Below are 13,782 nucleotides of genomic sequence, written 5' to 3'. Positions count from 1 at the left end.
CGGAGTACGATTTTGTTTTGTCCCCCCCTTAATTACTTTTCCTGCTGCCGTTCGTGCTGGAGGCACACCACACCAGCGCTGAACACATGGGTCTTCACGAGCTTCAGCGGCAGCCTTTCTTTAATACCATCAAAAACCGGCATCCCCTCCCCCAGCAATACCGGGTTGACAAACAGCCAGCATTCATCGATGAGATTTTCCGCCAGGAGTGCATGAGCGGCGGTAGGGCTTCCGAACAGCAGTATTTCCCCGCTTGTATCCTCCTTCAATTTGCGGAGGGCAGCTGCATAATCTTTTCCGATCACCGTTGTATTGGTAAGTGTTGCCTGATCCAATGTGTTTGACAATACTACTTTGTGCACGGTTTTATACCAGGCGGCATGTTCTTTATCGTGCTTGCTGGCTCCCGGCTGGTCTGCCGCCGTTGGCCAATAGCTTTCCATCAGCTGGAAGGTAACCCTGCCGTATAACGCCGTATTGGTTTTCATGATCCTTTCTGCCCCGAAATCAAAGATCTCTTCATCTACATGGATCCAGTCCATCTCGCCTTTTGTACCGGCAGCAAATCCATCGAGCGATGTGTGCATGAATAATACAATGTTTCCCATATTGGTGCTTATTTGAATGTGTTTTGTTATTGGTCAGGGCACAAATCTCCGGGAAATATTGGTAATATGATTGGGTAAGAACTGACAAACTGCGGGGGCAATTGCGACAAAAGACGGTTGACGGGGGCGGGTAATGAATGCCCTGCCCCAAAACTAAATTAATGTATCTTTACGGCCGGTATCTGCTGTTATGTATCATACCCACTAAAAGTATTCTATTGTTGATAATCAACAATTTAAAAATGAAAAAGAATGACAAAACCTGCCCGGAAGTGGCAACTTGTTCTGTTGATTACGCATTTAAACGAATCGGTGGCAAATACAAAGGGAGGATCCTATGGTACCTGCACGAGCATTCTATTTTGCGTTACGGAGAATTGAGCAGGACGGTGCCTGATATCACCACGAAAATGCTCACACAAACGCTGAAAGAACTGGAAGCCGACCATCTCATTAACCGGAAAGTTTACCGGGAAGTCCCTCCGAAGGTTGAATACACGTTAACGGAAGTCGGAAAGGAATTGATCCCGTTCATCACTTACCTTAAAGAATGGGGCGACAGGCAAATCAAGAAAGAAAAAAAAGTGAAAAACAGCGCATGATAGATCTATCTCGCACCGGGAACCAAATTCATTGTGTCACAAATTTCCAGGACCTGGTTGCTACACCCTTTGATGGAGCCATCAACGCAATTTGCTGGCCCCGTACGCTAACAGGTGATTTTTCTGAAATTATAGAGCAGGTAGCGCCCGCCGGAAATATAACAACCATTGAACAAGAAGCGCTTCGCGATCTCCGGCTAAGTGAACAAGGGCAGCTTGCCCGCGAAATACTCCTGCATGACCTGCAAGCATTGGAAGCACATGGCGCATCGCCAGTCCTTAACGTGATCAGCCACTACGACCGGGATGATGCCTACCCGTTTTTTCCGACCGATGTTTACTCCTTTCACGTAGACCGCTCCCCTATACCCACCAACACCTTTTTATGCACGTACCATGGCGATGCGAGCGAAATATTGCCCAATTCTCAAGTCACACAGAAGATCCTGATCCCGGCAGTACGGGATGAGCTCAAAACGCTTTATCATGGCCCCGCGGAAGGGTTTGAGTCATTCCTGCGTGAAAACTTCTTTGACCTGCATTACCAGGCCAAACCGGATGCGCGTCCTATAAACCTGGGACTGGGCCACTTATGGAGACTGGCAGTGGATCATCCCGGGAGTAAAGTGCCGCCTTGTGTTCACCGTGCACCCAAAGAAAAATCAGGGCAACGCAGGTTACTACTGATCTGTTGACCACAACAGGTTAGCCAACTGCAAAATGCTGCAACCTATGTACGTTCAATAGCATGCTCCACAGGCCAGGCCGCGGCTCCCTGGCAAGTTTTTTCGCTTCTTTCCAGCTTTTTATTTATTTGATATTCAACAATACACTCCAAACGGTACGTAGCATACAAAAAAGTACATACTTGCCATAAATATACTGTCACGTTACTTTTGTTGCTCATTAAAGATTAAACCAGATGAGCATAAGTTCAGAACAGAAAAATGAAAGGCCGGGTGTTATGAAAGCAATCCGGCAACATGAATTTGGAGGCCCTGAAGTACTTCGCTATGAAGATGCCCCGGTTCCGGAAGTAAAAAGAGGAGAAGTGTTGGTAAAAGTAAAAGCAATTGGGCTCAATCCGCCTGACTGGTATTTGCGAGACGGATATAAAATGCTGCCACGGGAATGGCAACCTAAGGTGCCATTTCCTGTCATACTTGGCACCGATATCTCGGGCGTGGTTGTTGCGACAGGCGAAGCGGTCAAAGGATTTTCCATCGGAGATGAAGTATATGCGATGGTGCGGTTTCCAAGTTATGGAGCAAGCCAGGCATATGCAGAATATGTCAGTGTACCTGCAGAGGAGATAGCCTTAAAGCCTGAAAATATAGGTTTCACGGAAGCCGCGGCCGCCCCCATGTCATTGCTTACTGCCTGGCAATTTTTAATTGACCTTGGGCATGATGAACCCAACCCGCTTCAACCCTACCGGCACGAACCTGTTCCCCTGGAAGGAAAGACCGTACTTGTAAATGGAGCTGCCGGAGGAGTAGGACATTTTGCAGTACAACTGGCAAAATGGAAAGGGGCATACGTTATTGCGGTCGGATCGGGAAGGCACGAAAATATTTTGCGTGCGCTTGGTGCCAATGAGTTTATCGACTACACTAAACACAACGCCGAAGACATCGTGTCTGGCATCGACCTGGTAGTGGATACTGTTGGCGGTCCATCCACCGGCCGCTTCTTAAAGACCCTTAAAAAGGGAGGAGCCCTGTTCCCTGTTTTCCCTTTAGGATTTTCGGGTGCTGCGGAAGCTGAAAGATCAGGCGTTACGGTATCAGCAACGCAAGTACGTTCCAACGGCTCCCAGCTTTCTGTGCTTGCCGGCCTGCTCAATAATGGAACAATCAAAGTGGTTATTGACAGTGTCTTTCCACTGGCGGATGCCAGCAAGGCACACGAAAGAGCTGCAAAGGGAAGTATACAGGGGAAAATAGCACTTACGGTTTAATTATTTCCATACAACCCTGAAAGGAACACAAATGAATTAGCCGTCCGAATGGCCATACGGCAACTTGTTGACCGCATTCCGATCCTCCCGGCCCCAAAAGACGTTGAGCGCCAGGGGCAGCTGTTTTCAGAAGAAGCGGTGTCAGAGACAATTGCAGGAGGAAAGACAATCCTGAGCATTACGGGCAGAAAAGAAACGGCACAGGCATAAAGTTGCCAGCAACCGTCTAGTGCGGTAACTTCTCCCTGAAATATCCATAGGTCCAGGTACCTGCAATGGCGCTCAGCAGCACAACAATGACCACCAGGGCACCCGTGCCCACCTGTGCGAACAGGGGGCCGGGGCAGGCACCTGTCAATGCCCAACCAAGGCCAAAGATCAAACCTCCATAGATCTGCCCTTTGTTGAACTTTTTGGGATGAAACTCGATTTTCTCACCATGGATGGTTTTGATATTGAACTTTTTGATCAGCCATACGGAAATGATGCCTACCACCACTGCGGTTCCTATCACGCCATACATATGAAAGCTTTGCAGCCGGAACATCTCCTGTATGCGGAACCAGCTGATGACCTCCGCCTTTACGAATACCACTCCAAACAATACTCCCACAGCCATGTACTTGAAGTTGTACCACCAGGGATGTTGTTTCCTGGATTCATTGATGCAAATGGTATCCAGCGAACGTACTTCAAAATCGGTATTCCCTGGTTGTGCGTTTATGGGTTCTGTTGTCGTTTTCATAATTGACGATGCTCTTGAAAGAAAGATTATAAATGGAGGATAAAAGGAAGTAACAGGTTTGCCATGATGAACCCACCTGCCATAAACATAACTGTAGCCACCAGCGAAGGCCATTGCAGGTCACTGAGTCCCATGATGGCGTGGCCGGAAGTGCACCCCCCGGCATAACGGGTTCCGAATCCTACCAGGAAGCCTCCCCCTACCAGCATGATCAGCCCACGCAGTGTAAACAGGCTACTCCAGGAGAAAAGTTCCCGGGGCAACAAACTGCTACGGTCAGTGATGCCATACCCCGCCAGTTCACGGGCCAGCGCCGCGTTGATCTGTACCGGATGAGGGTCGGGGATCAAGTGGGTGGTCAAAATAGCCCCTGCCAGTATCCCGCCCACAAAGAAGAAGTTCCAGATCTCTTTTTTCCAGTCGTACTGGAAAAACTTTATGCCTGCGGGAAAACAGGCCGCGCAGGCATGACGCAGGTTAGCAGATATGCCAAAATGTTTGTTTCCCAGGATCAATAGCGCCGGCACAATGAGCCCGATCAGGGCACCTGCCACATACCAGGGCCATGGTTGTTGTAAAGCCTGAAGCATTCGATGTATTTTATTGGCAAATCTATTGCCGGGGGAAGAACTTATCGGTGACCATGGTCACTTAGTAGAAAAAGGATAATTGACCACAAAAGCAAAATGGGATACATTCACCTTATTAATTACATATTTGGGATTATTGTAAGTATCCCCTTTGTCTCCTTTATAAATATACAGGGCCGACAATCTAAGCGGCTGCAGCTTGCCACCACAAACGTAGTCTACGCCTATTTTTGTATGATTATAAGAAGGCATCCCATATTTATTCAGTGTATACTGTTTTACATCGGGCATATAATACCTTCCATACCCTCCTTCCACGGTAAGGTGTTGTTTGGGAAATTCCCACTTAACAGTAACGGAAGCAGCATGTACACCTCCGGCGCCTTCATTCCGTTCGCGGCTGAGGAAAGTAAAAAATGGCTCCGTTCCCCATTCCCTCGGCATGGAGAACCTCCCTCCGGCAGTGATCCGCGTGTAGTTCAATAGTGCCCTGGCCCTATTATTTTCCCATCCGGTCCTTGCACCGATCACATTTACCCGGTTGCCATTACTGAAGTAAGCCTTTGCCGGGTCTGCATGCCCGCCATCCTGCACAATGTCCTGCCGGATATATTGCAAACTAAATAGCCACCGGGCATCTTTGTCCAGTGGTACTTTATAGTCACCCTGCACCAGCACAGTGTTAAAAAGATTATCCGCATATTGTTCCCATGCCTGCAGGTGGAGGTGCTGGTCCGGCTCGTAATGCAGCCCTAGCAAGCCTATGCCGCTTGTTTTAACATTAGCGAGATAATTTCCGCGGCTGCCATCGCTATTGGTTCCCTGCGGATATAATCCCATGGAGCCTGCCACATTATACCAATGCATCGTACCTCTTGGCGCTATGCCGCGTAACCAGGCAGCTTCCACTTTCCATTTCTGCAAACGGATATCTGAATAAAATCCTTCCACCGCAGTGGGTTGCATCCGGTTATCCTGCATATTGATGAACGGTGTATTGAGCCATTGCCGGCCTAGTATGATCCTGCTATCCTTCCATTGCCAGGTAAGGTTCAACAGGCTGACTAGAGCCAGGTTCCGCTTTTCCTGGGGTTTCGTCACGTCAAATAAGGTCGCCTCATAACGGTTAAGCGCACCGGTAGCGGGATCTGGCTCAGACAGACCGGAAGTAGTAAGCGGAAAAGTGAAGTGAGTTCCCACGGCTAACCGGAACCCCTTGAAACTCCCGGTTTGATAAACCAGGTGACCGCCAATGGCATCCGCCTGGTAATCCGTTAGCCCGGGAGCATTGTTGGTCAGCAATAGGGCATTGCGCAGGTTTCCCCGGACACTTCCTTCGTGGAAAGCATAGGCAAGCGTAGTCGTATCCTTCTTTTCCTGCGCAAAGGCAGATGTATGGAATATCCAAAGGATCAAAAGGCCTGGAATGCCTTTCCTTATCCTTGGGCAACTTACGAACCACTTCATCGGTTGCGGGACTGTCTCGGAAGCGAACAGGAACCGGCACAGCAACAACCTGCATTGAAGAGACTTAACAATACCAGGAATAAGCCGGCTGCTCCCAAAAGCATTTCGTGGCTGGCTAAGCCGTAGATCACACCGGCTATGCCGGCAATCAAACGCACTACACGCATCGGGTTCCAACCTTTTGTCAATATTGTCTTCATGAGTACTGGTTTTAGTGAATCCCTTTTTTCGCAAGCAATGATCTTACTGCTTCCAGGCTGCCTCCATTGTATATCATTCCATAGCCTTCCCGTTGTAGTTGACTTACGGCAAGACCACTCCGGCTGCCACTTCTGCAATAGCACACCACAACGTTGCTGCCGAGACCTTTGATCTCATTTTTTCGCCTGGATATGTCTGACAATGGAATATTCAACGCGCCGGCAATATGCCCGGCAGCAAATTCCTCCGGTGTTCTAACATCTACAAACTGGGTGGAGGCATCTATGATCTCTGATAATTTCATAATGATACTTTTTTAGGATTCAAAGCTACCCCCGCTAATTGGCGCTATAAATGACTGCAGTCACATAGCGTGAAAATGCACACAAAAAAAGGGCACCCCTTTTCCAGGAGCGCCCTTTTACCTATGATCATTGATCAGCTGTTACTGTACTACAGCATTCCCTTCCTGCAACCATTTATTCATGCCTTCCGAAAAATTCAGGATGTTCTTATACCCGCTTTGTGCAAGGAGTGAATACCCGATAGTAGCCCTATCGCCTCCCTGGCAGTGAATGACCACCTTTTTATCTTTACTGATCTTGTCGAGGTTATCCGGCAGCGTGCCTATAAACACGTGGCTGGCTCCTTTGATATGGCCGGCCTGGTATTCCGTTGCGCCGCGCAGGTCTACCACCTGTATACCGTTATGGGCATATAGGTCCTTGAACTCTTCCAGGGAGATCACCGGTGCTTGTTCCAGGTGGCCGCCCGCTTCCTGCCAGCCTTCTATACCAGGGATATATCCGTAGATTTTATCCAGCCCAATACGCATCAGCTTCCGGGTGAGGTCATCGATGTTAGCAGGATCTGCTACCAGCATAAAAGGCGTCTGATAATCAAGGAACCAGCCGGCCCAGGTGTTAAAGGAATTGTTGCCCTGTATATTGATGCTACCGGGAATGTATCCTTTGGCAAAATCCGCTTTATCACGCGTATCGATCAGTTTATATCCTTTCTCCCGTGCGGCCTTCAACTCCGCTATGCTTAACTGTTTAATGGCAGGAACCCCGGTTAGTAACGGCCGGTTCACCTTATTGAGCTTTTTCATCATCGCGAAATACTTTGGCGGCTCCGGCTGGTCAGCCAGCAGGAACTTTACAAAGCCAGCTTCGTCCTGCTGGAAGCGAAATGCCCAGTTCCTTACTATTTCATAGCCGGTTGTGGTAGAAGGCACCGCACCCAGTGCCTTGCCACATGCAGAACCTGCGCCATGACCTGGCCATACCTGCACATAAGGAGGTAAGGCACTAAACTTTTTAAGAGAGAGGAACATCTGATGGGCACCTGCTTCCTGGGTACCCTTCAAGCCGGCAGCTTTTTCCAACAGGTCGGGCCGGCCGATGTCTCCTACGAAAACAAAGTCGCCGGTAAACAGCATGACAGGTTGATCACTGGCTGGCTTGTCCGTCAATAAAAAGCTGATACTTTCCGGCGTATGTCCGGGCGTATGCAACACTTCAAATTGCAGGTTCCCGAGGTTGATCCTGCTGCCGTCTTTCAATCCTATGTGGTCAAACTCGTATTGCCAGTCTGGGCCGCCTTCGTCAGAGAGGTACATTCCGGCCCCGGTAAGCGCTGCAAGCTCACGCGACCCCGCAAGGAAATCCGCATGAATATGCGTTTCCAGTATATGGGTGATGGTCATTTTCTGTTCCTTTGCAATTTGCAGGTAAGTGTCCACATCCCTTTTAGGATCGATCACTGCCGCTACGCCTGCTTTCTGGCAACCGATAAAATAACTACCCTGTGCAAGGCTCTTATCATAAATGTGTTGAAAATACATAGTGGTTTTGTTTTTTGTTTCCACAAAGATGAAATCTCTGTTGCGACCTATCAGTGACGCAGATCACACACGCCTGTCTATGGCCTGATCCATTCAAAAGAGTTACGGTGAATGATCACCCATCCGTTCTTCTCCATCTTTTTCATCAACCGGCTGATCACTTCGCGGGAAGAATTGAGGTCGGAAGCGATCTCCTGGTGTGTCAGCCTGATGTGACGCCCCATTTTTTTTACCTGCCCCTCAATGTACAGCACCAGGCGCTCATCCATATTCCTGAATGCTATATCATTGACCGTATTCAGCAATTCATCGTAACGGTCCCTCCAGCTTTTGATAACGAAATGATGCCAGCTTTTGTATTTCCCCAGCCATTCATCCATATATTGAAGGGGAATATTGAGCACCGTTGCCGGAGTAAGCGTTTTTGCCATGACCCGGCTGTTTTCCTGCCGGTAGGTGCACAGCATAGACACCGAACAGGCTTCCCCCGGTTCGATATCATACATAAAAAATTCATCGCCCTCTTCGTCCTCCTGGTAGATCTTTACAACGCCTTCCAGTATCAGAATGGCGGACCGGATGGGCTGGCCCTTCCGTAACATGATGGTCCCGGCAGGTATATGGCGTATTTCTCCATGCCGGTCAATTTCCTCGTATAATTCTTCCTCAAGTCCCGGAAACCATTGCCGGACCAGATTTAGTTCTTGCATAGTGTCAAATTACAAATTAAAACTGTCTTTGTTACAAGGCCGTCCAGCCACGGCTATCCATAAATGTCCGGGCCGGTTTATACCAGCAATACGTTTCGTGCATAGATACTGTTCTTTCCGGTATTTCCTGGTGACTGTAGTCACATAAGCGGGTTACCGGGAAAAAAGCCTTACGTGACCAAAATCACTGTCAGGGCAAACAAGGAGCATCACCTTTGCCAGAAATGAATACTATGCATTTGCTCGGATATATCGCTTCTTTATTGATTGGAATATCGTTGGGACTGATCGGCGGCGGCGGTTCAATATTGACCATGCCGGTGATGGTTTACCTGTTTGGCGTTTCTCCTGTAACAGCTACATCCTACTCTTTGTTTGTGGTAGGCTCCACCAGCCTGGTGGGAGCAGCCAGACAGTATAAACAGGGAACGGTGAATGTCCGGATGGCGCTGTTGTTTGCCGCAACGTCGGTAGCAACCGTTTTTGCTACCCGCAAATGGCTAGTGCCTTCCATCCCCGGGCACATTGCCACTATCCATGGTTTTAACATTACAGAAAGCTGGTTAACCATGGTGTTATTCGCTTTACTGATGCTCATCTCCGCTATTTTTATGATGCGCAACAAGCATGCTCCGGGCAGCAGGGAAGCCGTGGAGAAAAAGATCAACGCAGGCAAATTAATCTTATATGGTACGGGTATTGGACTGGTAACCGGCTTGCTGGGCGCCGGCGGAGGGTTCCTGCTCATTCCGGCACTGGTGCTGTTGCTTCACCTGCCTATGAAGGAAGCGGTGGGCACGTCACTGCTTGTTATTGCCCTGAACTCCCTGATCGGGTTTACAGGCAACCTGCATGACAAGGGGATAGACTGGCAATTGCTGTTTGCGGTTACTGCGCTGGCCATAGCCGGTATTTTATTAGGCAGTTACCTGAACCGTAAAATACCCGCCGGCAAACTGAAAAAGGGCTTCGGATGGTTTGTATTGGCCATGGGCATTTATATCCTGGTGAGGGAGATATCAACCGCTTTATAATCACCCCAAAAAAGGCGAAGCAGCCATACGCTGCCCCGCCTGTAATTGCCATTCTTACTGCACAGATCTTAAAGTTCCTTGTCAATGGTGCTTTTCACCTGCTTCACCAGTTCCGGGCCAGATTCGGCAGCCAGCAATATTTTGCCTCCTTTACCGATCACAAAGCTGGCAGGCCAGGAACTGATCGCATAGCTTTTATCCACTTCGCCCGATGAAGGCAGGATCGTATAATCAAACACGTGTGTTTCCAGGAATTTCTTTACCTGGTCAGCATCATTGAATGTAAGTGCCAGGAACACCACCTTCGCCGGCGGATACTGATGCACCAATCCATTTAAATCCGGCATCTCCGCAATGCAGGGCGGACAGGAAGTGAACCAGAAATTGAGCACCACCACCCTGCCTTTCAGCTGGTCCAGCGTCCATGACTTCCCGGACATATCCTTCAATGAAAATGCAGGTGCCGGCTTGCCCACCATTGCCATTAGCTTCATTTTGTTTTCAGTTGCCTTTTGCAGGAATAACTGCATCATGGCATCAGACATTTTCACCACGTGCATGATACCTTTTTTATCGTCTTCCGCAGTATGCTGTAGCATCACCCGGCCCTGGCCCCATGCGCGGTTCAGGCTATCCAGGCTACTTGCCGGAAGTACGGTCCCGTCTTCCATTACATAGGTATATGGCTGTTTGTCCTGCCCCAATGCATTTACAGCAATGACCATCATAAGGCCTAATAAGATTGACTTCATGTTTTTTTTGATGCAATTTAAGCCGGTATGCGGGCGGGCGGCGTTAACCCATTACTAACCATTGTTAACAATTGTTAACTCCCGCACGAAAGCCGGATACTTGCTACCTTTGAAGCAATGAAAAGGAACAACCAGGCTGTTTTTTATGCCGCGGCGATCACCGCGGTGAGTATCATTATTTTCCAGGTTTACTGGGCCTATAATGCCTACCTGTCTGCCAGGAATAACCTGTATGAAAAAACGTTGCAGGCACTTGAAAAAAGTATTGATGCATACCAGGTAAATGCGATGAACTCCCTGCTCCCGTGCACCCCGGGCGACAGTGTTCCTCGCTTGTCTGTATTCCAGGTCATGCAAAGCGGTACCGGCCATCCTGTAATGCCGGACCCCAGGTCTGTGGCAGGCCACAAGGCTCCTTACAAATCGCAATTCACGCCCTACAATATTGCGCCCCAATATGTATCAGAAGTCAGGCGTTTAATAGCCCGCGCTGCAGCCACGCTCAACCCTCAGCCGGTAGCGCTGCCCGCCATTGACTCCCTGTTCAAACAGGAGCTGGCCAGGCACGGCGTCACACTTCACTTTACACTGGCGTTGCTACCGGCAGGCACTCCAGCTGCAAAAGGAGATATCGCAACGTTTATCAACTCGGGCTCCGCCAGCTATGTTGTTACGGCCCACGCCTCCAATACCTGGCAATATGTGCTGCGGGAAAGTTCCGCGCCCATCGGCATTTCTTTTATCCTCATCCTGCTTACCGCGGGCAGCCTATGGTTCATGGGTTCCATTATCCGCAGCCAGGAAAAGATCGCCCGGCTTAAAACGGAGTTCGTCAATAACATCACCCATGAATTGCGCACCCCGATCGCTATCCTGAAATCTGCCAACGAAGCATTGTACCAGTTCGGGGAATCCGGCAACCCGGAAAAGACCCGCCGCTACCTCAAGATCAGTGCCGGCATTCTTAACAACCTTGATAAAAATGTAGACCGGCTGCTGGACGTGGCCCGGTATGAAGACGGCAGGATGCCGGTGAAGCTCGTGGAGGTGAGGCCAGCCGATATTATCAACAGCGTGATCGAAAGCCTGCCCCCGCAAGAAGCACAAACGTTGACCTTCCATTCCGGGCTTGGAACGGCAACCGTATTGACCGATCCCCACATCATTGAAACGGCCGCCTTCAATTTGATAGACAACGCCCGGAAATATGGCGGCGACGGGACCACCATCCAGGTAATGCTACTAACATCCGCCACCGACAACAGCTGGCAACTGGTAGTGAGCGACAATGGCCCCGGTATTGACGCCGCTCATTTGCCGCTTATCTTTGATAAATTCTTCCGCGTGCCCACCGGTGACCTACATGAGATCAAAGGCTATGGTATAGGGCTCAGCCATGTGAAACAACTGGTAGCCTTACTGCAAGGCAACATCACCGTTAAAAGCAAACCTGGCAAAGGCACTACATTCACTATTAACATTCCATTCCGCCATGAGTAAGATCAAACTATTACTGGTTGAAGATGAAGAAGTGCTGGCAATGATCATCAAAGAAACCCTGGAGCTGAAAGGCTTCCAGGTAACTACGGCCAGGAATGGCGCAGAGGGCTGGACACAGTATGCCAGTCTGAAACCGGATGTATGCGTGGTGGATATTATGATGCCCAGGAAGGATGGCTATTCCCTTGTAACAGATATCCGCCGCGTAGATGATCTTACACCTATCGTTTTCCTAACAGCGAAAACACAAACCGCTGATGTGATCAAAGGCCTGGAGCTGGGTGCGGATGATTATATGAAAAAACCTTTCAGCATGGAAGAACTGGTGCTCCGCCTGCACCGGCTGGTAAGGCGGGCTGTCAATACCCCCAACAATACCGCCCCCGGCGACGCGGAAGATATCCTCATAGGACCATACGTTTTCAACTTCCGGAAGCTGGAGCTCACCCGCAACACCCACACTATTACACTATCGCAGCGCGAAGCAGAGGTGCTGCACCTCCTGAACCAATTCCGCAACAACCTGCTGGAAAGAAAAACTGCCCTGCTGAAAATATGGAATGAAGACACCCTGTTTACCGCCCGCAGTATGGATGTGTACATTACGCGGCTTCGCAAGTTCTTTGGAGCAGACAGCACAGTGCAGATCCTGAATGTAAAGGGCCGGGGCTATAAGTTATTAGTGGATTAGTCCCCAGCGCCTGCTATACCCCTACCAGCCGCCCAAATATTTGGCCATGTAAAAATTTATCACTTACTTTGAATCACAAAGTGCTTTTTAACAACCAAAAATCACGCCTATGCTGACAGTAGCTACGCGGCGCCTGCTTATTGGTGCCTTTATCCTGGTGCTGCTCACTCTTCCGCTCATCGCCATGCAGTTCACCACGGAAGTCCGCTGGACTGTGACAGATTTTGCAGTGGCAGCATTCCTGCTTGCGGCCACGGGATCAGGCTGTGAGCTCATTATGACCCGTGTTAAGAGCATGAGGAGGCGGCTACTTATCTGCGGCCTGGTCCTGGCCCTCCTGCTCGTTGTATGGATACAACTGGCGGTGGGAATTATTGACTAGCATTCATATAAACAGCTAATACTTTAGTGTATCATCTAAAACGCATTTCCTGTCATGAAAAGAACCGCGCTAACATTACTACAGGCAGTCATCGTACTTATCAGCCTCGTGGTGCTTGCCATGCTGATCAGGTTTCCCCTGACCGAGGGAAGAGCCGCAAACCTGGACCTGTTCAGTATTTACACTGACCCCTTCATCCTGTACGGATACGCAACGTCAATCGTTTTCTTTGCAGCACTTTACCAGGCGTTCAAATTGCTGGGATACATCGGGCGGGATCAAACATATTCCTCAAACGCAGTGGGAACTTTAAAGCGGATAAAGTATTGTACAATACTGTTAAGCGCCCTAATGGTGATAGCAGGGCTGTACATAAAGATATTCCATCATAAAGAAGATGACCCTGCGGGTTTTCTTGCCGTTTGCATAGCCGTTACTTTGGTTTGTATCGCCGCAGCGGCTACCGCGGCGACATTTGAAAAGAAATGGAAGCATGCAACACAGATGAGGGATACGCATTTCTTATAGATGCAAAAGCAAGAAGAGATACCTACCGGGCCGGAACTGAGGATAGAAAATTCATTGAATACTTTAAAACACATATTAATACGCTAAATAGGACAGGGCATAGCATTGTTTATCCTTTAATTGTATCAAGCGATTTTAAATCTGCGTCCGATATTTGGTTGAAAAA

Annotated in this window: 16 protein-coding genes; 8 read left to right on the top strand and 8 right to left on the bottom strand. The window is 49.1% G+C overall.

Features of this window, described 5'->3' with window-relative positions:
* Positions 1-32: 32 nt before the first annotated feature.
* Positions 33-587 (bottom strand): dihydrofolate reductase family protein, encoded by a 555-nt coding sequence (locus tag DCC81_RS18090; protein ID WP_240613018.1) that lies wholly within the window; start codon positions 585-587, stop codon positions 33-35.
* A gap of 263 nt (positions 588-850) precedes the next feature.
* On the opposite strand from DCC81_RS18090, the gene DCC81_RS18085 reads away from it, so the two are divergent.
* The 3 genes from DCC81_RS18085 to DCC81_RS18075 all read left to right on the top strand — a co-directional run bounded on the left by DCC81_RS18085 (position 851) and on the right by DCC81_RS18075 (position 3,170).
* Positions 851-1,210 (top strand): winged helix-turn-helix transcriptional regulator, encoded by a 360-nt coding sequence (locus tag DCC81_RS18085; RefSeq protein ID WP_205686360.1) that lies wholly within the window; start codon positions 851-853, stop codon positions 1,208-1,210.
* Positions 1,207-1,905, top strand: coding sequence for a DUF1826 domain-containing protein (locus DCC81_RS18080; protein ID WP_108687984.1), 699 nt, complete (start codon positions 1,207-1,209; stop codon positions 1,903-1,905). Before DCC81_RS18085 ends, DCC81_RS18080 begins: the two co-directional genes overlap by 4 nt.
* Before the next feature lie 227 nt (positions 1,906-2,132).
* Entirely contained in the window at positions 2,133-3,170 is a 1,038-nt protein-coding gene (locus DCC81_RS18075; protein WP_205686359.1) for an NADP-dependent oxidoreductase, read from the top strand.
* Between the two features lie 226 nt (positions 3,171-3,396).
* Here DCC81_RS18075 and DCC81_RS18070 read toward each other — a convergent pair whose 3' ends face one another.
* The 6 genes from DCC81_RS18070 to DCC81_RS18045 all read right to left on the bottom strand — a co-directional run bounded on the left by DCC81_RS18070 (position 3,397) and on the right by DCC81_RS18045 (position 8,729).
* Positions 3,397-3,915 carry a DUF6691 family protein gene (locus DCC81_RS18070; RefSeq protein ID WP_108687983.1) on the bottom strand — a complete coding sequence of 173 codons (519 nt, stop codon included), beginning with the start codon at positions 3,913-3,915 and terminating at the stop codon, positions 3,397-3,399.
* A 26-nt stretch (positions 3,916-3,941) separates the two neighbouring features.
* Entirely contained in the window at positions 3,942-4,505 is a 564-nt protein-coding gene (locus DCC81_RS18065; RefSeq protein WP_108687982.1) for a YeeE/YedE family protein, read from the bottom strand.
* 57 nt (positions 4,506-4,562) lie between these two features.
* A complete protein-coding gene (locus DCC81_RS18060) occupies positions 4,563-5,921 on the bottom strand; it encodes an OprD family outer membrane porin (protein WP_165806630.1) in 1,359 nt (452 codons plus the stop codon).
* A 262-nt stretch (positions 5,922-6,183) separates the two neighbouring features.
* Positions 6,184-6,477 carry a rhodanese-like domain-containing protein gene (locus DCC81_RS18055; RefSeq protein WP_108687980.1) on the bottom strand — a complete coding sequence of 98 codons (294 nt, stop codon included), beginning with the start codon at positions 6,475-6,477 and terminating at the stop codon, positions 6,184-6,186.
* Between the two features lie 141 nt (positions 6,478-6,618).
* Positions 6,619-8,019, bottom strand: a complete 1,401-nt coding sequence (locus DCC81_RS18050) for an MBL fold metallo-hydrolase (protein ID WP_108687979.1) — start codon at positions 8,017-8,019, stop codon at positions 6,619-6,621.
* A 77-nt stretch (positions 8,020-8,096) separates the two neighbouring features.
* Positions 8,097-8,729, bottom strand: a complete 633-nt coding sequence (locus tag DCC81_RS18045; RefSeq protein WP_108687978.1) for a Crp/Fnr family transcriptional regulator — start codon at positions 8,727-8,729, stop codon at positions 8,097-8,099.
* Positions 8,730-8,962: 233 nt separating this feature from the next.
* On the opposite strand from DCC81_RS18045, the gene DCC81_RS18040 reads away from it, so the two are divergent.
* Positions 8,963-9,763 carry a sulfite exporter TauE/SafE family protein gene (locus tag DCC81_RS18040; RefSeq protein ID WP_205686358.1) on the top strand — a complete coding sequence of 267 codons (801 nt, stop codon included), beginning with the start codon at positions 8,963-8,965 and terminating at the stop codon, positions 9,761-9,763.
* A 68-nt stretch (positions 9,764-9,831) separates the two neighbouring features.
* Here DCC81_RS18040 and DCC81_RS18035 read toward each other — a convergent pair whose 3' ends face one another.
* Complete coding sequence (locus DCC81_RS18035; RefSeq protein WP_108687976.1) at positions 9,832-10,515, bottom strand: TlpA family protein disulfide reductase; 684 nt, start codon at positions 10,513-10,515, stop codon at positions 9,832-9,834.
* Between the two features lie 117 nt (positions 10,516-10,632).
* Between DCC81_RS18035 and DCC81_RS18030 the strand changes: the two genes are divergently transcribed.
* From DCC81_RS18030 to DCC81_RS18015, 4 genes are all read left to right on the top strand, one after another.
* Complete coding sequence (locus tag DCC81_RS18030; protein WP_108687975.1) at positions 10,633-12,015, top strand: sensor histidine kinase; 1,383 nt, start codon at positions 10,633-10,635, stop codon at positions 12,013-12,015.
* Positions 12,008-12,706 (top strand): response regulator transcription factor, encoded by a 699-nt coding sequence (locus DCC81_RS18025; RefSeq protein ID WP_108687974.1) that lies wholly within the window; start codon positions 12,008-12,010, stop codon positions 12,704-12,706. The genes DCC81_RS18030 and DCC81_RS18025 overlap by 8 nt, the downstream gene beginning before the upstream one ends.
* Positions 12,707-12,815: 109 nt before the next feature.
* Positions 12,816-13,088 (top strand): hypothetical protein, encoded by a 273-nt coding sequence (locus DCC81_RS18020; RefSeq protein WP_108687973.1) that lies wholly within the window; start codon positions 12,816-12,818, stop codon positions 13,086-13,088.
* A gap of 54 nt (positions 13,089-13,142) precedes the next feature.
* A complete protein-coding gene (locus DCC81_RS18015) occupies positions 13,143-13,616 on the top strand; it encodes a DUF2975 domain-containing protein (protein ID WP_108687972.1) in 474 nt (157 codons plus the stop codon).
* Positions 13,617-13,782: the final 166 nt, after the last annotated feature.

It is taken from the genome of Chitinophaga parva (genome assembly GCF_003071345.1).
GTDB lineage: Bacteria > Bacteroidota > Bacteroidia > Chitinophagales > Chitinophagaceae > Chitinophaga > Chitinophaga parva.
The sequence above is the reverse complement of the archived record's forward strand: the minus strand, read 5'-3'. Positions and strand labels throughout refer to the sequence as shown.